We start from the raw sequence: 18,542 nt of genomic DNA, 5'->3' as shown, positions 1-18,542 counted from the left end.
CCCCTTTCCTTTCCCGTGCGAATTGTCATGTATCTGCCGCTTTCGACCGAGGGGGAACCTTGCGCCGTCCCACCCGTCTGGCACTCGCCCTGGCCGCCGCCGTCGGCCTTCTCACGGCCGCCCCGGCCCCCGCCGGAGCCGACACCACCGCCGCCGTCACCACGACCGCCACCTTCAACGACCCCTCCGGCGACACGGCCGCCCAGGACCGGGTCCGCGACCACATCGTCGGCCTCATCGGCCGGACCCCGGCGGGCGCCACCATCACCGCCGGGCTCTACACCTTCACCGACGACACCGTCACCGACGCCCTCGGCGCCGCCAAGGACCGCGGGGTGAACGTCAAGGTCGTCGTCGACCACACCTCCGTCACCATGACCGGCGGCGAGTACCCGCGCCTCGCCGCCCGCCTCGGCACCGACCGCGCCCAGGGCTCCTGGGTCTTCGCCTGCCCCGCCGGACGCGGCTGCATCGGCTCCCGGCAGCTCTCCGGCGACCCCGACGGCGCCATCAACCACAACAAGTTCTGGCTGTTCTCGAACACGGGCGGCGCGAACGACGTCGTCGTGCAGAGCTCCGCCAACATGACCGGCGTCCAGCGCACCGACCTCTTCAACAACGCCGTCACCATCGTCGACAGCGGCCTCTACGGCGTCTACCAGGACTACTTCGCCGACCTCCTGTCGTACGGCAGCTCCACCGGCGGCCTCGCCCACTACTACAAGACCCCGGCCAGCGGCCCGTACAAGGCGTACTTCTTCCCGCGCAAGGAGGCCGCAGGCACCACGTACGACGACGACGCCTCGACCGACACGGTGAAGCTGATCCTGGACAACGTCTCCTGCGCGGGCGGCACCCAGATCCGGATGGCCGCCAACCTCTTCACCCGCAAGGAGGTCGCCACCAAGCTGGTCGCCCTCAAGAACGCCGGCTGCTCGGTGATCCTCGCCCACGACGGCGCCGCCGGCTCCATGGGCGCCACCGTCGAGTCGATCGTCTCCGGCAAGCTCACCCAGCGCGTCGAGTGCGCCGAGAACCGGGGCGCGGGTGTGGCCAAGGCGGGCCTGCACTCCAAGTACCTGCTGATCGAGGGCACGTACGACGGGACGGCCGGGCGCAAGCTGGTGTGGACCGGCAGCCACAACTACACCTACCCGGCGCTGCGGGCCAACGACGAGACCCTGCTCAAGATCGACGATCCGGCGCTCTACGCGCAGTTCAAGGCCAACCACCAGTACCTGATGACGTACTGCGCGGGCAGCTGACCGTACGGCTCCGGGCACGCCGAAGGGCCGGCCTCCCCAGCGGGGAGACCGGCCCTTCGGCGCGCGTGGCGGGTCCTACTCGGCCTTGATGGCGGCCAGCATGTTCAGCTTCGCCGCGCTGCGGGCCGGCCACAGCGAGGCCAGCACGCCGACCAGTCCGGCGAGGAGGAGGAAGAGCCCGATCCGGCCCCACGGCAGGACCAGCGCGTAGTCCGGCAGGCTGCTCTTCAGCGTCTCGCCGATCGCCCAGCCGAGGAAGGAGCCGAGGCCGATGCCGACCACCGCGCCGAACAGCGAGATGACGACGGCCTCCAGGCGCACCATCCGCTTCACCCGGCGCCGGTCGAGACCGATCGCCCGCAGCATCCCGATCTCCTGCTGACGCTCGAAGACCGACATGGCCAGGGTGTTGACGACGCCGAGCACCGCGATGATCAGGGCCATCGCCAGCAGGCCGTACATGATGTTGAGCATCTGGTTGATGACGCCGCCGAAGGAGTCGCGGATGTCCTTCTGGTCCATGACCGTCATGGCGGGGTTGTCGCCCAGCGCCTTCATCAGGGACTTCTCGGCCGTGGCGGAGGCGCCGGAGTCCATCTTGACGAGGATCTGCGGGATGTACGGCTTGGGGTCGTGCGCGTTGAGGATCTTGCTGTCCAGGACCAGCGGCGAGACGAACTCGCTGGCCTCGTAGACCGCGCCGACCGTCAGCTCGCCCTTCTTCTTGTCCGAGAACTCGACCGGCAGCGTGGTGCCGACCTTCCAGCCCTGCTTCTCGGCGGTCTTGTCGTCGACGGCGACCTTGCCCTGGGCGAGGGAGCCCAGCGAGCCGTTCACGACCTTCAGGTTGAGGAGCTTCTCGATGTCGCCCGGGGTGATGCCGGAGGCGGACTTGAAGGTGCCCTTCACCTCCAGGTAGCCGGACTGCTGCGGCGAGACGGCGGTCAGGCCGGGGGTCTTGCGCACGGCGTCCAGGGCGGCCTGGTTGAGGCCGTCCCCGCTCGCCATGGAGATCATGTAGTCGGCCTTGATCTGGTCGGTCGTCATCCGGTCCAGGGCCGAGCCGACCGTGGCGCCGAGCACCGAGAGGCCGGTGACCAGGGTGAGGCCGATGGCCAGCGCGGAGGCGGTGGCGCCGGTGCGGCGCGGGTTGCGGACCGCGTTCTGACCGGCCAGCGAACCGGCCACGCCGAACGGCTTCAGGAGCGGGCGGGCCAGCGCGATCACCGGGCGGGACAGCAGCGGGATCAGCACGATCACGCCGATGAGCGCGAGGAAGGCGCCGCCCGCGATCAGCATCCGGCCGTTGTCGCCGCCGGAACCGGCGCCGCCGATGATGCCGACCGCGCCGATCGCGGTGATGATCGCGCCGAGGGTGTTGCGCAGCACCAGGGACTTGGTGGAGGCCACCGCGTGGACGCTGCTCATGGCGGCGACCGGCGGGATCTTCGCGGCGCGGCGGCCCGGCAGCCAGGCGGCCAGCATGGTGACGAGGATGCCGACGGCGAGCGCCGAGATCAGCGGGGTGGTGCCGATGACGAGCTCGCCGGCCGGGACCTTCATGCCGAAGCTGCTCATCGCGGAGCGCAGCGTGGCGGCGAGCCCGATGCCGAGCCCGAAGCCGACCACGGAGGCGACCACGCCGACCAGACCGGCCTCGGCGAGGACGGAGCGGGTGATCTGCTTGCGGGAGGCGCCGACGGCGCGCATCAGGGCGAGTTCCTTCGTGCGCTGGGCGACCAGCATCGTGAAGGTGTTGGAGATCAGGAAGATGCCGACGAAGAGCGCGATGCCCGCGAAGCCGAGCAGCATCTGGTTGAGCGCGCCGAGGCCGTCCTCGATCTGCTTGGCCTGCTGGTCGGCGAGGGCCTGGCCGGTCTGGGCCTCGGCGGTGTCGCCGACGACCTTCTTCACCTCGGCGAGGATCTTCGCGTCGTCGGCGCCGGGCTTGGCGGCGACGGTGATGTCGAAGAAGTGGCCGGGCTTGAGGAAGAGCTTCTGCGCGGTGGCGGTGTCGAACAGCACCAGGCTGCCGCCCGCGTTCACGGCGCCGTCCTCGGTGGTGAAGACGCCGGAGAGGGTGTACGTCTCGACGGGGCCGTTGGTGGCCACCCGGACCGGGTCGCCGACCTTGTAGCCGCCCTTGTCGGCGGACTCCTTGTCGAGCGCGATCTGGTCGGCCGCGGCCGGGCCCGTACCGCCGACGAAGGTGTACGCGGAGTCCTTGCCGTCCTGGCCGGGGGCGTAGTTGGTGCCCTTGTTGGACCAGCCGACGCCGATCAGCTTGCCGTTCTTGTCCGGGACACCGGCGAAGCCGTTGACCCGGCCGGTCGCGTCGGCGACGCCGTCGAGCCCGGCGATCTTCTGCCGGGTCTGCTCGGTGAGGCCCGGCGTCTGGTTCGGGTCGTGCTGGTTCGGCGCGGCGCTCACGGCGACGGCGACGTCGTCGTAGCTCTTGGCCGACTGGTTGCGGAAGGCGTTGGAGAGGGTGTCGGTGAAGACCAGGGTGCCGGAGACGAAGGCCACGCCGAGCATGACGGCGAGGACGGTCATCAGCAGCCTGGCCTTGTGCGCGAGCACGTTGCGCAGGGCGGTACGGAACATGGGTGGGGTCCTGAACGGAAGCAGGGGCGGAGGACGGGGTGCGGCGCGGGGCCGCGTCAGCTCGTGCGGCCCTTGGCGTCGAACGCCTTCATGCGGTCGAGCACGCCGTCCGCCGTGGGGTGCAGCATCTCGTCGACGATCCGGCCGTCCGCCAGGAAGATCACGCGGTCCGCGTAGGAGGCGGCGACCGGGTCGTGGGTGACCATCACCACGGTCTGGCCGAGCTCGCGGACCGAGTTGCGCAGGAAGCCCAGCACCTCGGCGCCGGAGCGCGAGTCCAGGTTTCCGGTCGGCTCGTCACCGAAGATGATCTCGGGCTTGGAGGCCAGCGCGCGGGCCACGGCCACGCGCTGCTGCTGGCCGCCGGAGAGCTGGGCGGGGCGGTGGCTGAGCCGGCCGGAGAGGCCGATCATGTCGATGACGTTCTGCACCCACTGCTTGTCGGGCTTGCGGCCCGCGATGTCCATCGGCAGCGTGATGTTCTCCAGCGCCGTGAGGGTCGGCAGCAGGTTGAACGCCTGGAAGATGAAGCCGATCTTGTCCCGGCGGAGCTGGGTGAGCTGCTTGTCCTTGAGGGTGCCCAGCTCGGTGTCGCCGATCCGCACGGAGCCGGAGCTGAAGGAGTCGAGCCCGGCGACGCAGTGCATCAGCGTCGACTTGCCGGAGCCCGAGGGCCCCATGATCGCGGTGAACTCGCCCTGCCGGAAGTCCACGCTGACATGGTCGAGGGCGACCACCTGGGTCTCGCCCTGCCCGTAGACCTTGGAGAGGTCGGTGGCGCGGGCGGCCACCGCGGTCGAGCGGGGCACGGTGGGAGTGGTGGTCACGACGGACTCCTGTCACTGCGACTGTTCGGGAACCACTCCATCGTTTCGAACGTTCGGGGCCGCAGCGTCCGCCCACGTGCCCGTTCCAGGGGCAGCCTGGAGTCGGACCGGGGGTCCCGGCTCTCCTCCTGAGGTATGACGGTGACCCTGATCTTGACGGACTCTGTGCGGACTGTCGGCGAGTTTTCGTCAATCCGGCGCCCCGCACTTCGCCCCCGCAACCCCCAGGGCCCTTCAACGAAGGGCCCTCACCTGCACTGACACCCCCTCAGCTGTCAATAAAATAAGACAACATCGGAAGAGCGTTCCGCTGAACGAGCGACCCGCCCCGATAGGCTCATGTGCCAACGCGGAGCTTCGCGAACGCCCGGATGGTGGAATGCAGACACGGCGAGCTTAAACCTCGCTGGCCTCCAGGCCGTACCGGTTCGAATCCGGTTCCGGGCACTGCCCCTCCGGGCCCCTCACCTGCGAAGATGGGGGGTTTTCGGCGTATTTGGCGGGTCTCGGGACGCCATGGGAAGAGCGAGCCGGAAGCGCGGGAGGCCAGGGCGGGCGGCCAGTCCCCGCCTACTCGGCCGCGAGCCCCCAGACGGGCCCGTCGAGGCCGCCGAGCCGGACGCTCTGAGAGCCCTCGCCGACGCTCACGCCGTAGCGGTCGGGGGCGGGCCGCCCATGGGCCGCGAAGATCTCGTGTGCCGCTTCGAGCTCGCTCCACAGGGCCCGGGGGCCGGCCTCGGTCACGGTGCCGTCGGGGGTGAGGGCGGCGATGGAGCCGTCGGGGGCCCAGACCCAGGTGCCGTCGAGGCCGTACTGCCAGACCAGGCCGGGGGCGACGACGCTGACGAGGAAGCGGAAGGAGCCGTCGACGAGGTCCGCGACCGGCAGCGTCGAGGGGCGGCCCGGCCCGGCGGGGAGGTCGGGACGGCGGGCGACTCCGGTCCCGGCGCCGTGGCGCATGGCCATGAAGAAGGCGCCGGAGAGGAACCGGCCCTCGGCGGAGTCCTCGCCGGTGCGCCGGACGCGGGCGAGCGCGTTTCCGAGCGGGGCGAGGAGGACCCCGTTCCCGGTGAGCTGGTGGAGGAGCGGGCGCGGGACGGCGTCGAGGCGGCAGGTGACGATGATCCGGTCGTACGGGGCACCCTCGGGCCACCCGGCGGCGCCGTCACCGGTCACGACGACCGGCGCGTGACCGGCCGCCGCGAGCCGCTCCCGGGCGGGGCCGGTGATCTCCTCGGTGATATCGACGGTGACCACCTGGCCGTCGCCGAGGCGGTGGGAGAGCAGAGCGGCGTTGTAGCCGGTGCCGGTGCCGATCTCCAGGACGCGCATCCCGTCCTCGACGCCGAGGGCGTGGAGCATCGAGGCCATCAGGGAGGGCTCGGAGCTGGAGGAGGTCGCGGCGCCGTCGGTGCGGTGCGTGACGAGGGCGCGGTCGGCGTGGACGCCGGCGGACCAGGCGTCGGCCGTCGCGGGGTCGTCGCCGGAGATCCGCCGCCCCAGGTGATCGAAGAAGTACGGGACGAAGGCATCGCGGTGCACGGCCTCGAACGCGGCGCGCCACCGGGGGTCGGCGAGGGCGCCCGCGTCGACGAGGTCCTGGACGAGTCGGGCGCGCGCGGCGGCGGCTTCGTCGGTGGTGGCCTCAGCGGTCATGCGGTCCCCTTTTCGAGGAGGTCGGCGAGCGCCTGGGTGAGGGCGTCGCGGGTGAGGTCGATCCATGCCCACTGCCCGCCGGGGTTGACGTCGACGAGCCAGTGGGCGCCCGCGCGGTCGACGATGAAGTCGAGCGCCGCGTAGACGAGCCCGAGGCGGCGCATCATCTCGCGGATGCCGTCGCGGAGGTATCCGGGCAGGCGGGCGGGGGCGTAGGTGAGGTTTCTCGTGTCGCGGCGCCAGTCGAGCCGCCCGGGACCGGCGGGCGCGTGGACGGTCACGGGGAAGAGCTGTCCGTCGACGACGGTGACGCGGATCTCGTACGCCTTGTGCGTGATCTCGCGCTGGAACAGATGCGCGGTGAGGGCGATGCGTGGGTCGCCGTACTGCTCGGGCGGGACACGGCGGGTGTACAACTGCCCGCGCTTGCCGCCCTCGGTGTGGACGATGCCGCCCAGCACCTTGGTGACGAGCGGGCCGCCGACCTCGCGGGCGAACTCGGCGACGTCGGCGGGGTCGTTCGTGATGAGCGTGTCGGGCACGTGGAGCCCCGACTCGACGGCCGCCGCCAGCTGGACGGGCTTGGTGCAGTCGCCGTTCCGCTCGGGCCGGTTGACCCACAGCACCTCGGGAAGCGAGGACAGCACGGTCCAGGCGTGCCGGGCCTGCGAGCGGGCGAACCGCCGCTCGGGCTCGCTCATCGTGGCGGCGAACGCGAACGGCGTGGGCTTGCGCCACCACACGGCCCGCAACTGGGACAGGTCGATGCCCCGGACGTCGTCGTGCGCCGAGCCCAGCCAGCGGCCGGAGGGCCCGAGCCGGGCGTGCAGGCGGGTGCGGGTGGGGAAGTCGGCGAGGTCGGTGCGCCAGAAGGGGACGCGGCGCGCGTTGAGCTCGCTGAGGACGTAGTCGGCGGTGGGGTCGAGGGCGTAGGTGACGACGAGCACGTGCGGCGGAAGGCCGCCGCGCGCGGAGTCGAGGATCATCAGTCGTCGTTCTGGTCGGTGTCGACGGAGATGACGGTGGAGCCGTCGGACTCGGTGTTGCACGAGGAGCCGGCCAGGACCGGGTCGAGCAGCGCGGCCTTCCCGCCGACGAGGGACAGCTGCGTGATCGGGTCGACGGTGAGGACCGGCTGCTCGCCGACCACGACGGGGTTGCTGAGCGAGTCGAGCCCGAAGGGCCGGGACTCTGCCGGTCCCGGCGGCGCGGTGGCGATCGTGTGGGACGTGGTCGGAACGCGGTCGAGCAGTGCGGACATGTGTCCTCCTGTGGTGGTGTGTGGTGCGCTTCCCGCCCCGGGCGGGGTGCTGCCCATGGCGCTCGGCAGTAGCTACCGGGCGCGCCCGGTGACGGGGGCGGCGTCGGTGGGCACCGGCGGGAGCGACGGGCGCCCGACGAACGAGGCGGGCCGGTCCGCATGGCGGCGGTGCCGGAGGGTCTGGAGCAGGTCACGGGCGATGAGACCGAGCCGGCGGGCGTAGCTCCAGTCCGCGAGCGGACCGTCGTCCGGACCGCTCGCCACGAGCTCGGTCCACTTCGCCACGGCGGCGCTGCCGCGCGCGGGCCGCTCGCCCTCCGGGATCAGCCTCACGCCGTAGGCGAGGGACGAGCCGTACGTGAGAAGCGCGTCCGTCAGCCGGCCGAGGGCGGCGTCGCTCGGGCAGTAGTGCCGCAGGCTGAGCGCGGCGGCGATGCACCGCTCGGCCTCGGCCTCGACATGGGCCTCCGCGACATCGGCCGCCTGGCCGAGCACAGCGCCTAGGTCGACGGCAGCAGCGAGGTCGTCGGCGACCAGTTCCTCGGTCGGCCGGTCGTGCTGGGGCTGCTCGTCCATGCCCGCTCCCTGGGTCGTTGGAGGGCATCTCCGGCGTCCCGCTGCACCGCCCTCGGCTACAGACGATGGTGGCCGGGCGCGGCTAACGCGGACAGGCCATTGAGGGGCCACGCATGGCCACGTCGCGGCCACTGCCGACGACGGCCCCGATCGACCCCTCACACTGGCGGCATGAGTCGCAACGACGCGCTTCGAGCCGCCCGGCTGCGCCGGGGCTGGCGCACCGTCGAGCAGGCCGCATCAGGGCTCCAGGCACACGGGCAGCAGCTCCTCGATGACGTGCACTTCACCGTGTCAGCGAGGACGTGGCGCCGCTGGGAAGGCGAGCGTCCCGGATGGCCGGCCGAGGAGACTGCGGCGGTTCTGCACGATGCCCTCGGGCGCTGGCCCGAGGACCTGGGATTCACCACGCCGCCGGGCTGGATCCGGCCGGACCATCACGAAGAGGCCGATGTGAGGCGCCGCCAGTTCGTCACCGTGACCGCCGCAGCCCTCATGCCGGGACCGGTCACGACACAGCACGTCGACCCGGCCCTCATCACGTACTTCCAGGAGCAGCTGGAAGGGCACTACCGGGCCGACATGTTCCTCGGTCCGCACGACCTCATCGGGACCGTGTCCGCGCAGTACCAGCTCATCGACAAACTCGTCCGCTCCGCGAAGGGCGAGACCCGCCGCGGTCTCCTCCGCGTCGGCGCCGCCTACGCCGCACTCGTCGGCTGGCTCTACCAGGACGCCGGTGACCTCGGAGCCGCGGCTTTCTGGCGTGGCGTGACCCAGGAGATAGCGGTGCGGTCCCGCGACCCCCACCTGATCGGCTACTCCCTCGTCAACCAGGCCCAGGTCCGCACCGACCTCGGCGACGGGTACGGCGTGATCGACCTCTGCGAGGCGGCGCTCGACGACGCCGACCGCGTCGTGCCGAAAGTACGGATCATGGCGATGCAGCAGCAGGCCCACGGCGCCAGCCTCACCGGCGACCGCACCTCCGTCGACCAGCTCATCGACCGGGCCGCCGGTCTCGTCGGGTGCGTCGACGACGATCTCCCCTGGGGCAACGCCGTCCGCCGGACCCCGGGATACCTGGAGGTGCAGCGCGCCACCTGCTACGGGCGGCTCGGTCTCGGCGCAGAGGCCGGCGCGCTGTGGAACCAGGTCCTCGACGCTGTGCCCGCGACCGCCCGCCGGGACCGTGGCGTCTACATGGCCCGGCACGCCACGGCTGCCGCCGCCGCACGCGAACCCGAGCAGGCTCTGGAGATCGCCCGGTCCGTGGTCGCGATCGCCGTCGAGACAGGGTCGGCCCGGATGCGCCGAGAGCTGGCCACCCTGGAGCGGGCGATGCGCCCGTGGCACGATGCCCCCGTCGGGCGGGACCTCGCCGAGATCCTCGTGCCCGTGACCGAGGGGAGCTGACGATGGGTGCACCCGAGCCGCTGGGCGAGGCGGAGATCACGGAGCGGCTGGCCGGCCTGCCGGGGTGGGAGCGTACGGGTGAGGTGATCAGCCGCACGTATCCGATCCGCTACCACGCGGCCGTGGCCGCGATCGTCACGATCGCGGACCGGTCGCGCCGGGTCCAGCACCATGCCGACCTCGACCTGCGCATGGACCACCTGCGCGCGTCCCTCACCACGCACGACGCCGGGTACCGGCTGACCGCGGCGGACTTCGATCTGGCGCGGCGCATCGACGCGATCGTCGCCGCCCACCAGGCCATCCCCCTCGAATGACCCTGGCCGTCCCGCCCCGGGGGTGCTCGTCTTCCTTTCCGTCGCCTTCTCATCCCCTTACGTTCCAAAGATCCTCCCCGAGCACTAGGGAGTTTCTTTTGCTTCCCTATTACTCTTGAGGAGACGCCGCGCAGTGCGGCCCATGGAGGAGTGAGATGAGGAGCAGCAACCCGGTCTTCTCGCGACGGGGGTTCAGCCGCGACAACGGCGGCTACGCCGGTTTCAACGCGCAGCAGCCGCAGGCCGGGGGCCCCGCCGTCGGAACCAACCCGTACGCCACCGGCAACCCGTACGCGACCAACCCGTACGCGCCGCAGGACACCGCGCTCGGTGCGCCGCAGCAGGCGCGCGGCAACGTGATGACGATCGACGACGTGGTGAGCCGCACGGCCATGACGCTCGGTACGGTCGTGCTCACCGCCGTGCTGGCCTGGCTGCTGCTGCCGGTCGACCCGGAGAGCCTGGGCAAGTCCTACGGCATTGCGATCGGCGCCGCCCTGGTGGCGCTGGTGCTGTCGCTGGTCCAGTCGTTCAAGCGGAAGCCGTCGCCGGCGCTGATCCTGGGCTACGCGGCCTTCGAGGGCGTCTTCCTCGGTGTGATCTCCGCCGCCGTCTCGACGTACATCGCGGACGGCGTGGTCATCCAGGCCGTGCTCGGCACCATGGCGGTCTTCGCCGGTGTGCTGATCGCGTACAAGATGCGCTGGATCCGCGTCACCCGCCGTTTCTACGGCTTCGTGATGGCCGCCGCGATGGGCTTCATGCTGCTCATGGTGGTCAACCTGCTGTTCGCCGTGTTCTCCGGCGGTGACGGCCTCGGCTTCCGCAGCGGCGGCCTCGGCATCCTCTTCGGTGTCATCGGCATCGTCCTCGGTGCCTGCTTCCTCGCCCTGGACTTCAAGCAGGTCGAGGACGGCATCACCTACGGCGCTCCGCGCGAGGAGTCCTGGCTGGCGGCCTTCGGCCTCACCATGACCCTGGTGTGGATCTACCTGGAGGCGCTGCGTCTGCTGTCGATCCTCCAGGGCGACGACTGACCCGTCAGCGAGTGAGCGAAGGGCCCGTCCGGCATCAGCCGGGCGGGCCCTTCCGCGTTCCCCGGGGGCTCAGGAGACCGCGGCGTCCAGCAGGACCCTGGCCGCGTCCTTGGCCTGCGCGGCGGGCTCCGAGGTGCCGTTGATGCCCGCCACCGCCATGGCCCCGTTCGCCAGCAGGGCCAGCTGGTCGGCCAGGGCTGGCGGGGCGTTCAGCGCGGTGGTCTGCTCGGCGAAGTAGTCCCGCATGGCCTGCTTGTGCCCGCGGGCGATCTCGGCGACGTCCGGGGAGATGCTGCCCATCTCGCCGAAGGTGTTGATGAAGGCGCAGCCCCGGAAGCCGGGGCCGGCGAACCAGTCGCCGAGGTAGTCGAAGACCGCCAGGCAGCGCCCGTACGGGGTGGTGGCGTGGGTGGCGCCATGGGCGGCGACGGCCTCCCGGACGGCCGCGTCGCGCCGCTTGAGGACCGCCCAGACGAGGTGGTCCTTGGAGGGGTAGAGCTGGTAGACGCGCTTCAGGGAGACGCCCGAGGCGCCCCGGATGGCGTCCATCCCCACGGCCTGCACCCCCCGCTCGTCGAACAGCGCCTCGGCCGTCTCCAGGAGCTTCAGTTCGGCGGTCTCCGCGTCCATCCCGCTCACTCCTCCGCGATCGCGCTTGCGTTGAGAACCATCGTTCTCCTACTCTACAAGAACAAAGAGAGAACGATCGTTCTCCTCCGGAGGAAGGGGCACCCCGTGTCCGTTTTCGCGCTGCGCGCCCGCACCGAGACCATCGACGGCCTGGAGGTCTTCTACCGGGAGGCCGGCGACCCGTCCCGGCCCACCCTCGTGCTGCTGCACGGCTTCCCCACGAGCTCGCACATGTACCGCGGCCTGATGGCCGCGCTCTCCGACTCGTACCACCTGATCGCGCCCGACCACATCGGCTTCGGCGCCTCCGCCGCGCCCCCCGTGACCGACTTCGACTACGGCTTCGAGAAGCTCACCGAGATCACCCTGAAGCTGCTCGACCGGCTCGGGCTCGACCGCTTCGCCCTCTATGTCCAGGACTACGGCGCCCCCATCGGGCTCCGGATCGCCGCCCGCCACCCGGAGCGGGTCACCGCGATCGTCACCCAGAGCGGCAACGCCTACCTGGAGGGCTTCACGCCCTTCTGGGACGTCCTCTTCGCGCACGCCGAGGACCGCGCGGCGCACGAGCCCGCCGTGCGCGAGCTGCTCAGCGCCGAGGCGACCCGCTGGCAGTACACCCACGGCGTCCCGGCCGACCGGCTCGACCGCATCGGCCCCGAGACCTGGACCCTGGACCAGGCCGGCCTCGACCGGCCCGGCAACCAGGAGATCCAGCTCCAGCTCTTCTGGGACTACCAGTTCAACCTGGCGGGCTACCCCGCCTTCCAGGAGTACTTCCGCACCCACCGGCCCCCGCTGCTCGCCGCCTGGGGGCGCGGCGACGAGATCTTCGGGCCGGCCGGCGCCGAGGCGTTCGCCCGCGACCTGCCGGACGCGGAGATCCACCTGCTGGACGCCGGGCACTTCGCCCTGGAGACGCACGGTGAGGAGATCGCGGAGCTGGTGCGCGACTTCCTCGGCCGGCGGGTGAAGGAGTGAGCCGGGCGCGGTCCGCCGTCACAGCATCCGGCGGGCCGCCCGGCGCAGGTCGTGCTCGTGGATGATCGCCTTGGCGTGCCCGTGCGCGAGGCTGTGCGCCCCGCGCAGCCAGCTGACCTTGTCCTCGAAGCGGAGGAGGGAGGGGCCCTCCTCCACGATCCGCAGCCAGTCGGCGATCTCGCGACCGGTGCAGCGGGGGATGCGGGCGAGGAGGTTGCGGTGGGTCTCTTCGGAGAAGGTGTAGGACATCGGCGCCTCCGGACGCGTTGTGCCGTGTGCTGCTCCTTCACGTCACCGTGCCCGAGCGTTCGCCCGTTGGCAATGGTGCCCGGGCGGCGCATAGGGTCGCACCGTGCGTGATACGAGTGGACTGACCGTCGCCGCAGAGCGGTTCGCCGACCGGCTGCGGGCCGCCCCGCAGAGCCGCCTCCAGCGCGGCGCCGCCGCCGAAGGGCTGGCGCTGGCGAGGGAGTTGGCGCGGCGGGCGCAGCGCGTCGAGTTCCCGGACCGGGAGCCGGCCGAGCTGCCGGACGCCGGGGTCTTCGTCGTCGCCGACCAACTGGCGGTCGCCGCCGCGGACCTGGCCGAGGCACTGCGAACGGCCCCGGCGGAATCCCCCGGAGGGGACCTGGACGAGGCCGTGGGGCTGGTGCGGGAGGCGGAGGCCCGGGCGGGCCTCTAGACGCCCCCGGCGGGCATGGGCGCCCTGGCGTCGGCGCCCCGGCGTAGGGGCCCTGACGGGCGCGGGTGCGGGCTGGGGCGGCGCCCCGGCGGGCGAGGGCGCGGGCGGGGCGCGGCAGGAGCAGGGACGGCGGCGGCCGTCAGAGGCTCGCGATCACGCGGTCCGCGAGGATGTAGACGTTGTCCTCCGCGGCCTCGCCGCAGGAGAAGGTCAGGGCGTAGGCGCCCGAGACGCCCGAGCCGCCCAGCAGGACCGGGGTGTGGCCGGAGCGCAGTGCCTCGGCGAGCCGCTCGGCGGTCTCCCGGTGGCCGGGGGTCATGCAGAGCGTGGTGCCGTCGGCGAAGACGTACACGTCCAGCGTGCCCAGCGGGCCGGGGCGGACGTCGGTCAGCGCGGTGCGGGCGTGCGCCAGCTCCTCCAGGCGCGCCACCGTGCGCTCGTGGTCGGTGACCACGGGGGTCTGGACCGGCACGAAGTCGGGGTGCGAGGGGTGTCGGCGGCGGGCCGCGGCGAGCTCGGGGGAGTCGTCCGGGTACTCGGCGGCGCCGGCCGGCTCGGGGAACTCGTCGAAGGCGTCGAAGGTGTCGAAGGCGTCCAGCGGGTCGGCGCCGTCGAGCGCGGCGGCCTCGGCCTCCATGGCCTCCAGGGCCATCGCCTCCAGGCCCACGAAATCGGCCTGGCGGGGCACGAAGTACGGGCCGGTCTCGTCGGCCGGGCCGATCGGCCCGCCGAGCAGGGAGGGGGCGTCGGCGGCGTCCCTGGCCTCCTGCGCGGCCCAGAAGGCCCGCGCCTCGGCCAGCTCGCGCTCGCGCTCCTCGGCGAGCGCCTCGGCGACCGCGGCTCGTATCTCGGCGGCCGGCGTCTCGCGGGCGTGCGGGACGGACAGGCCGTTGGCGGCGGCGAGTTCGCCACGCAGCGCGGTGACCTGCTTACGGAGAGCGTGGGCGGAGTGCAGAGCGGCGACGCCCACGGCCGTGGCAGCGGCCGTGGTCACCAGCAGGGCAAGAGACAGTGCGCTCACTGACGTACTCCCGATTCCGAGTCGATCCCCCGACTTCCTACCTCAGCTTGGCGCGGGGTGGTGCCCCCTGTCAGTGCATTACGTCACGAAATGGACAGGTATTTTGGCCGGGTGTTTAGTCCCGATACAGCTGTGACCTGCGCAAACAGCTCTCCCCCGGGATGTAGGTCACATCCTGGGGGAGATTCGGTCACGGCTTGGACGCGGGACGGTTAGGAGAGGCGCTCGATGACCATCGCCATGCCCTGGCCGCCGCCCACGCACATGGTCTCCAGGCCGAACTGCTTGTCGTGGAACTGGAGGCTGTTGATGAGCGTGCCGGTGATCCGGGCGCCCGTCATGCCGAAGGGGTGGCCGACGGCGATGGCGCCGCCGTTGACGTTCACCTTGTCCAGGTCGAAGCCGAGGTCGCGGTAGGAGGGGATCACCTGCGCGGCGAACGCCTCGTTGATCTCGACCAGGTCGATGTCGGCGGTGGTCAGGCCGGCGCGGCGCAGCGCCTGCTTCGACGCCTCGACCGGGCCGAGGCCCATGATCTCGGGGGAGAGGCCGGAGACGCCGGTGGAGACGATCCGGGCCAGCGGGGTCAGGCCCAGCTCGCGCGCCTTGGTGTCGGACATGATCACGAGCGCCGCGGCGCCGTCGTTCAGCGGGCAGCAGTTGCCGGCGGTGACCAGGCCGTCGGGGCGGAAGACCGGCTTGAGGCCGGAGACGCCCTCCAGGGTGACCCCCGCGCGCGGGCCGTCGTCGGCGGAGACGACGGTGCCGTCGGGCAGCGTCACCGGGGTGATCTCGCGCTCCCAGAAGCCGTTCTTGATGGCCTGCTCGGCGAGGTTCTGCGACCGTACGCCGAACTCGTCCATCTCCTGGCGGGTGACGCCCTTCCAGCGGGCCAGGTTCTCGGCGGTCTGGCCCATGGCGATGTACGCGTCGGGGACCAGGCCGTCCTCGCGCGGGTCGTGCCAGGTGGAGCCCTCGGACGCGGCGACGGCCTTGGTGCGGGCCTCGGCCTCGGCGAAGAGCGGGTTGTGGGTGTCGGGCCAGGAGTCCGAGTTGCCCTTGGCGAAGCGCGAGACCATCTCGACGCCGGCCGAGATGAAGACGTCGCCCTCGCCCGCCTTGATCGCGTGCAGCGCCATCCGCGAGGTCTGCAGGGAGGAGGAGCAGTAGCGGGTGATCGTGCAGCCCGGGAGGTGGTCCATGCCCATCTGCACGGCCACGATCCGGCCCAGGTTGTTGCCCTGCTCGCCGCCGGGCAGGCCGCAGCCGAGCATCAGGTCGTCGATGTCGCGCGGGTCCAGCTCCGGGACCTTGGCGAGCGCGGCCTGGATGATCGTGGCGGTGAGGTCGTCGGGCCGCAGGTCCTTCAGGGAGCCCTTGAAGGCCCGGCCGATGGGGGAGCGGGCGGTCGAGACGATCACGGCTTCGGGCATCACGGCTCCAGGAGGGTGCTGGGTGGGCGGACTGAAAGGGAAGTTACCCGTACGTACCGCATGGGGTCACCGGCCTCGGCGTGTGATGCGGACCTCTTTTCTAAGCGTACGCTCAGCGCTTTCGCGCGGGGGTGCGCATGAGGGTGCGGACGGGGGCGCACGGGGTCCTCACTCCTGCCGTACGGAGGCGTTCCGGGCCCCCGGGCCGCCCTCGCCCGGGGCGTCGGCGGCCCCCGGCGCCGGGGGCTCGGCCGCGCCCGGCACCGGCAGCCGCCGGCGCCTGCGGTGCTTGAGCAGTGCCCACGGCGCGCGGGCGCCGGTGACCTCCGTGCCCGCCTCCTTCGCCGCCTCGGCCGCCGCCTTCGCCACCGGCAGCATGTTCTCGTGCCGGGCCTCCTCGATCCGGTCCGCCTCCGGCCACAGCGCGAGCGCCGCGCAGACCGTCGGCAGCAGCGCCATCGCCGCCGTCGCGTACCCCTCGGCGGAGGGGTGGAAGTTGTCCACCCCGAACATCTCGCGCGGGTTCGCCGCGAACTCCGGGCCCAGCAGGTCGCCCAGCGACACCGTCCGCCCGCCCTGCTCCACCACCACGATCGTCTGCGCCGCCGCGAGCTGCCGCGAGGCCCGCCGGGCCAGCCAGCGCAGCGGCTGGTAGACCGGCTCGATGGTGCCCAGGTCCGGGCAGGTGCCGACCACCACCTCCGCGCCCGCCGTGCGCAGCCGCCGGACCGCCGAGGCCATGGCGCGCACCGACTGGGTCGCCGGCATCCGGTGGGTCACGTCGTTCGCGCCGATCATGATCACGCACACGTCCGGCGCCGCCCCGGCCGGTCCCGAGAGCAGCAGCGAGACCTGCCGCTCCAGGTCGTCCGAGCGGGCCCCGGGCAGCGCCACGTTCCGCAGGTCCACCGGGCGCTCGGCGACCGCCGCGAGCCCGGAGGCGAGCAGCGCCCCCGGCGTCTGGCCGGTGCGGCGGACGCCCTGACCGGCCGCCGTGGAATCACCCAGAAGGGCCAGCCGGAACGGGGGCTCGGCGCCGTACGCGTGCCCGTAGCGGCCGTCCGCGCCCGGCGGCAGCGGGGCCACCCCGCCCCCCACCGAGCGCTTGGCGAGCTGCACCTCGGCGAGCAGGACCCCGACGGCGGCCACGCCGAGCAGTCCGATGCTCCCGCCGCCGTACGCCGCACCCGCCGCGATCCGCCGTGCCACCCTCGCGCTGGACATCGGGGCCGCCACCTCCTTCTGGTCCTTCGGGTCCTCAGGGTCCTTCGGGTCCCACGAGCCGTCGGCGGCCTTCCGGCCGCCTCGTGGTTACTCACTGCCCCGTAAGCGCCTCCGTCTACGCATCGCACGCAATACGCTGGCCACACCATTACGGAGACCCCGGAGATTACGGTGCAATTCCACGACTCGATGATCAGCCTCGTCGGCAACACCCCGCTGGTGAAGCTCAACAACGTCACGGCGGGCATCCAGGCGACGGTCCTGGCCAAGGTCGAGTACTTCAACCCCGGCGGCTCGGTCAAGGACCGCATCGCCCTGCGCATGATCGAGGCGGCCGAGGAGAGCGGCGCGCTCAAGCCCGGCGGCACCATCGTCGAGCCCACGTCCGGCAACACCGGCGTCGGCCTCGCGATCGTGGCCCAGCAGAAGGGCTACAAGTGCATCTTCGTCTGCCCCGACAAGGTGTCCACGGACAAGATCAACGTGCTGCGGGCCTACGGCGCCGAGGTCGTCGTCTGCCCGACCGCCGTCGACCCCGAGCACCCCGACTCGTACTACAACGTGTCGGACCGGCTCGTCCGTGAGACGCCGGGCGCGTGGAAGCCGGACCAGTACTCGAACCCGAACAACCCCCGCTCGCACTACGAGAGCACCGGCCCGGAGCTGTGGGCGCAGACGGAGGGGAGGATCACCCACTTCGTCGCGGGCATCGGCACCGGCGGCACGATCTCCGGCACGGGCAAGTACCTGAAGGAGATCAGCGGCAACGCGGTCCAGATCGTCGGCGCCGACCCGGAGGGCTCGGTCTACTCCGGCGGCTCCGGGCGCCCGTACCTGGTCGAGGGCGTCGGCGAGGACTTCTGGCCGACCGCGTACGACCGGACCGGCACCGACCGGATCGTGGCCGTCTCCGACAAGGACTCGTTCCAGATGACCCGCCGCCTCGCCAAGGAGGAGGGCCTCCTGGTGGGCGGCTCCTGCGGCATGGCGGTCGTCGCCGCGCTGGAGGTCGCCAAGGAGCTCGGCCCGGACGACGTCGTCGTGGTGATCCTGCCGGACTCCGGCCGCGGCTACCTCTCCAAGATCTTCAACGACGAGTGGATGGCCGACTACGGCTTCCTGGAGGACACCACCTCCGCCACCGTCGCCGACGTGCTCAGCCACAAGTCGCACGGCCTGCCCTCGCTCGTCCACATGCACCCGGACGAGACCGTCGGCCAGGCCATCGAGGTGCTGCGCGAGTACGGCGTCTCCCAGATGCCGATCGTGAAGCCGGGCGCCGGCCACCCCGACGTGATGGCCGCCGAGGTCGTCGGCTCGGTCGTCGAGCGCGAGCTGCTGAGCGCGCTCTTCAACCAGAAGGCCGCCCTGGAGGACCCGCTGGAGCACCACATGTGCGACCCGCTGCCGCAGGTCGGCTCGGGCGAGCCGGTCGCCGACCTGATGTCCGTCCTCGGCGACGCGGACGCGGCGATCGTGCTGGTCGAGGGCAAGCCGACCGACGTGGTCAGCCGCCAGGACCTGCTGGCCTTCCTCGCCGCCAACGGGGGCGCCAAGAAGCAGCACTGAGCCCTCGGACCGTGTCCGGGCGGTGACGGCGGGTGCGTTCGCG

At 71.9% G+C, this 18,542-nt stretch carries 18 protein-coding genes and 1 tRNA gene; 8 read left to right on the top strand and 11 right to left on the bottom strand.

All coding sequences use genetic code 11. The annotated features are described in order from the left end of the window. The first annotated feature begins 59 nt into the window (after positions 1–59). Complete coding sequence (locus AB0C99_RS22410; RefSeq protein ID WP_362477654.1) at positions 60–1,265, top strand: phospholipase D-like domain-containing protein; 1,206 nt, start codon at positions 60–62, stop codon at positions 1,263–1,265. Positions 1,266–1,340: 75 nt separating this feature from the next. On the opposite strand, the gene AB0C99_RS22405 is transcribed toward AB0C99_RS22410, so the two are convergent. Both AB0C99_RS22405 and AB0C99_RS22400 read right to left on the bottom strand, forming a co-directional pair. Beyond that, complete coding sequence (locus AB0C99_RS22405; RefSeq protein ID WP_362477651.1) at positions 1,341–3,869, bottom strand: FtsX-like permease family protein; 2,529 nt, start codon at positions 3,867–3,869, stop codon at positions 1,341–1,343. A 56-nt stretch (positions 3,870–3,925) separates the two neighbouring features. Further along, the gene (locus AB0C99_RS22400; RefSeq protein WP_362477648.1) at positions 3,926–4,696 is read right to left on the bottom strand and encodes an ABC transporter ATP-binding protein; all 771 of its coding nucleotides are present in this window, start codon (positions 4,694–4,696) and stop codon (positions 3,926–3,928) included. A gap of 365 nt (positions 4,697–5,061) precedes the next feature. On the opposite strand from AB0C99_RS22400, the gene AB0C99_RS22395 reads away from it, so the two are divergent. Beyond that, positions 5,062–5,143: transfer RNA gene (locus AB0C99_RS22395), tRNA-Leu, on the top strand. 123 nt (positions 5,144–5,266) lie between these two features. Here the strand turns inward: AB0C99_RS22395 and AB0C99_RS22390 are convergent. The 4 genes from AB0C99_RS22390 to AB0C99_RS22375 all read right to left on the bottom strand — a co-directional run bounded on the left by AB0C99_RS22390 (position 5,267) and on the right by AB0C99_RS22375 (position 8,189). Beyond that, positions 5,267–6,352, bottom strand: a complete 1,086-nt coding sequence (locus tag AB0C99_RS22390) for a methyltransferase domain-containing protein (RefSeq protein WP_362477645.1) — start codon at positions 6,350–6,352, stop codon at positions 5,267–5,269. Continuing rightward, positions 6,349–7,338: an MvdC/MvdD family ATP grasp protein gene (locus AB0C99_RS22385; RefSeq protein WP_362477643.1), complete on the bottom strand. Its 990-nt coding sequence runs from the start codon at positions 7,336–7,338 to the stop codon at positions 6,349–6,351. The genes AB0C99_RS22390 and AB0C99_RS22385 overlap by 4 nt, the downstream gene beginning before the upstream one ends. Next, entirely contained in the window at positions 7,338–7,613 is a 276-nt protein-coding gene (locus AB0C99_RS22380; RefSeq protein WP_362477640.1) for a hypothetical protein, read from the bottom strand. The genes AB0C99_RS22385 and AB0C99_RS22380 overlap by 1 nt, the downstream gene beginning before the upstream one ends. Before the next feature lie 72 nt (positions 7,614–7,685). Next, positions 7,686–8,189 (bottom strand): DUF6415 family natural product biosynthesis protein, encoded by a 504-nt coding sequence (locus AB0C99_RS22375; RefSeq protein ID WP_362477638.1) that lies wholly within the window; start codon positions 8,187–8,189, stop codon positions 7,686–7,688. Positions 8,190–8,360: 171 nt separating this feature from the next. Here AB0C99_RS22375 and AB0C99_RS22370 point away from each other — a divergent pair, with 171 nt between their 5' ends. The 3 genes from AB0C99_RS22370 (at position 8,361) to AB0C99_RS22360 (ending at position 10,959) form a co-directional block, all read left to right on the top strand. Beyond that, positions 8,361–9,605: a Twin-arginine translocation pathway signal gene (locus AB0C99_RS22370; protein WP_362477635.1), complete on the top strand. Its 1,245-nt coding sequence runs from the start codon at positions 8,361–8,363 to the stop codon at positions 9,603–9,605. A 2-nt stretch (positions 9,606–9,607) separates the two neighbouring features. Beyond that, entirely contained in the window at positions 9,608–9,922 is a 315-nt protein-coding gene (locus AB0C99_RS22365; protein ID WP_362477632.1) for a 4a-hydroxytetrahydrobiopterin dehydratase, read from the top strand. Between the two features lie 155 nt (positions 9,923–10,077). Next, a complete protein-coding gene (locus AB0C99_RS22360; protein WP_362477630.1) occupies positions 10,078–10,959 on the top strand; it encodes a Bax inhibitor-1/YccA family protein in 882 nt (293 codons plus the stop codon). A gap of 69 nt (positions 10,960–11,028) precedes the next feature. On the opposite strand, the gene AB0C99_RS22355 is transcribed toward AB0C99_RS22360, so the two are convergent. Further along, positions 11,029–11,589: a TetR/AcrR family transcriptional regulator gene (locus tag AB0C99_RS22355; RefSeq protein WP_362477627.1), complete on the bottom strand. Its 561-nt coding sequence runs from the start codon at positions 11,587–11,589 to the stop codon at positions 11,029–11,031. 105 nt (positions 11,590–11,694) lie between these two features. On the opposite strand from AB0C99_RS22355, the gene AB0C99_RS22350 reads away from it, so the two are divergent. Next, positions 11,695–12,570: an alpha/beta hydrolase gene (locus AB0C99_RS22350; protein WP_362477624.1), complete on the top strand. Its 876-nt coding sequence runs from the start codon at positions 11,695–11,697 to the stop codon at positions 12,568–12,570. A gap of 18 nt (positions 12,571–12,588) precedes the next feature. Here AB0C99_RS22350 and AB0C99_RS22345 read toward each other — a convergent pair whose 3' ends face one another. Then, complete coding sequence (locus tag AB0C99_RS22345) at positions 12,589–12,819, bottom strand: DUF4287 domain-containing protein (RefSeq protein WP_362477621.1); 231 nt, start codon at positions 12,817–12,819, stop codon at positions 12,589–12,591. Positions 12,820–12,922: 103 nt separating this feature from the next. Between AB0C99_RS22345 and AB0C99_RS22340 the strand changes: the two genes are divergently transcribed. Continuing rightward, complete coding sequence (locus AB0C99_RS22340; RefSeq protein WP_362477618.1) at positions 12,923–13,252, top strand: hypothetical protein; 330 nt, start codon at positions 12,923–12,925, stop codon at positions 13,250–13,252. Positions 13,253–13,391: 139 nt separating this feature from the next. Here AB0C99_RS22340 and AB0C99_RS22335 read toward each other — a convergent pair whose 3' ends face one another. The 3 genes from AB0C99_RS22335 to AB0C99_RS22325 all read right to left on the bottom strand — a co-directional run bounded on the left by AB0C99_RS22335 (position 13,392) and on the right by AB0C99_RS22325 (position 16,930). Further along, entirely contained in the window at positions 13,392–14,273 is an 882-nt protein-coding gene (locus AB0C99_RS22335) for a hypothetical protein (RefSeq protein ID WP_362477615.1), read from the bottom strand. A gap of 212 nt (positions 14,274–14,485) precedes the next feature. After that, positions 14,486–15,706 carry an acetyl-CoA C-acetyltransferase gene (locus AB0C99_RS22330; protein WP_362477613.1) on the bottom strand — a complete coding sequence of 407 codons (1,221 nt, stop codon included), beginning with the start codon at positions 15,704–15,706 and terminating at the stop codon, positions 14,486–14,488. A 168-nt stretch (positions 15,707–15,874) separates the two neighbouring features. After that, a complete protein-coding gene (locus AB0C99_RS22325; protein WP_362477610.1) occupies positions 15,875–16,930 on the bottom strand; it encodes an SGNH/GDSL hydrolase family protein in 1,056 nt (351 codons plus the stop codon). A 171-nt stretch (positions 16,931–17,101) separates the two neighbouring features. On the opposite strand from AB0C99_RS22325, the gene AB0C99_RS22320 reads away from it, so the two are divergent. Next, entirely contained in the window at positions 17,102–18,499 is a 1,398-nt protein-coding gene (locus AB0C99_RS22320) for a cystathionine beta-synthase (RefSeq protein WP_362477607.1), read from the top strand. Positions 18,500–18,542: the final 43 nt, after the last annotated feature.

The sequence above is a fragment of the Streptomyces sp. NPDC048659 genome, assembly GCF_040650575.1.
GTDB lineage: Bacteria > Actinomycetota > Actinomycetes > Streptomycetales > Streptomycetaceae > Streptomyces.
Note: the sequence above shows the minus strand (reverse complement) of the source record. Positions and strands in the feature narration are given on the sequence as shown.

Excerpts from the sequence above, each read along its gene's own strand:
- AB0C99_RS22405 (WP_362477651.1), bottom strand. The coding sequence starts at position 3,869 with ATGTTCCGTACCGCCCTGCGCAACGTGCTCGCGCACAAGGCCAGGCTG.
- AB0C99_RS22390 (WP_362477645.1), bottom strand. The coding sequence starts at position 6,352 with ATGACCGCTGAGGCCACCACCGACGAAGCCGCCGCCGCGCGCGCCCGA.
- AB0C99_RS22385 (WP_362477643.1), bottom strand. The coding sequence starts at position 7,338 with ATGATCCTCGACTCCGCGCGCGGCGGCCTTCCGCCGCACGTGCTCGTC.
- AB0C99_RS22380 (WP_362477640.1), bottom strand. The coding sequence starts at position 7,613 with ATGTCCGCACTGCTCGACCGCGTTCCGACCACGTCCCACACGATCGCC.
- AB0C99_RS22375 (WP_362477638.1), bottom strand. The coding sequence starts at position 8,189 with ATGGACGAGCAGCCCCAGCACGACCGGCCGACCGAGGAACTGGTCGCC.
- AB0C99_RS22370 (WP_362477635.1), top strand. The coding sequence starts at position 8,361 with ATGAGTCGCAACGACGCGCTTCGAGCCGCCCGGCTGCGCCGGGGCTGG.
- AB0C99_RS22365 (WP_362477632.1), top strand. The coding sequence starts at position 9,608 with ATGGGTGCACCCGAGCCGCTGGGCGAGGCGGAGATCACGGAGCGGCTG.
- AB0C99_RS22360 (WP_362477630.1), top strand. The coding sequence starts at position 10,078 with ATGAGGAGCAGCAACCCGGTCTTCTCGCGACGGGGGTTCAGCCGCGAC.
- AB0C99_RS22355 (WP_362477627.1), bottom strand. The coding sequence starts at position 11,589 with ATGGACGCGGAGACCGCCGAACTGAAGCTCCTGGAGACGGCCGAGGCG.
- AB0C99_RS22345 (WP_362477621.1), bottom strand. The coding sequence starts at position 12,819 with ATGTCCTACACCTTCTCCGAAGAGACCCACCGCAACCTCCTCGCCCGC.
- AB0C99_RS22330 (WP_362477613.1), bottom strand. The coding sequence starts at position 15,706 with ATGCCCGAAGCCGTGATCGTCTCGACCGCCCGCTCCCCCATCGGCCGG.
- AB0C99_RS22325 (WP_362477610.1), bottom strand. The coding sequence starts at position 16,930 with ATGTCCAGCGCGAGGGTGGCACGGCGGATCGCGGCGGGTGCGGCGTAC.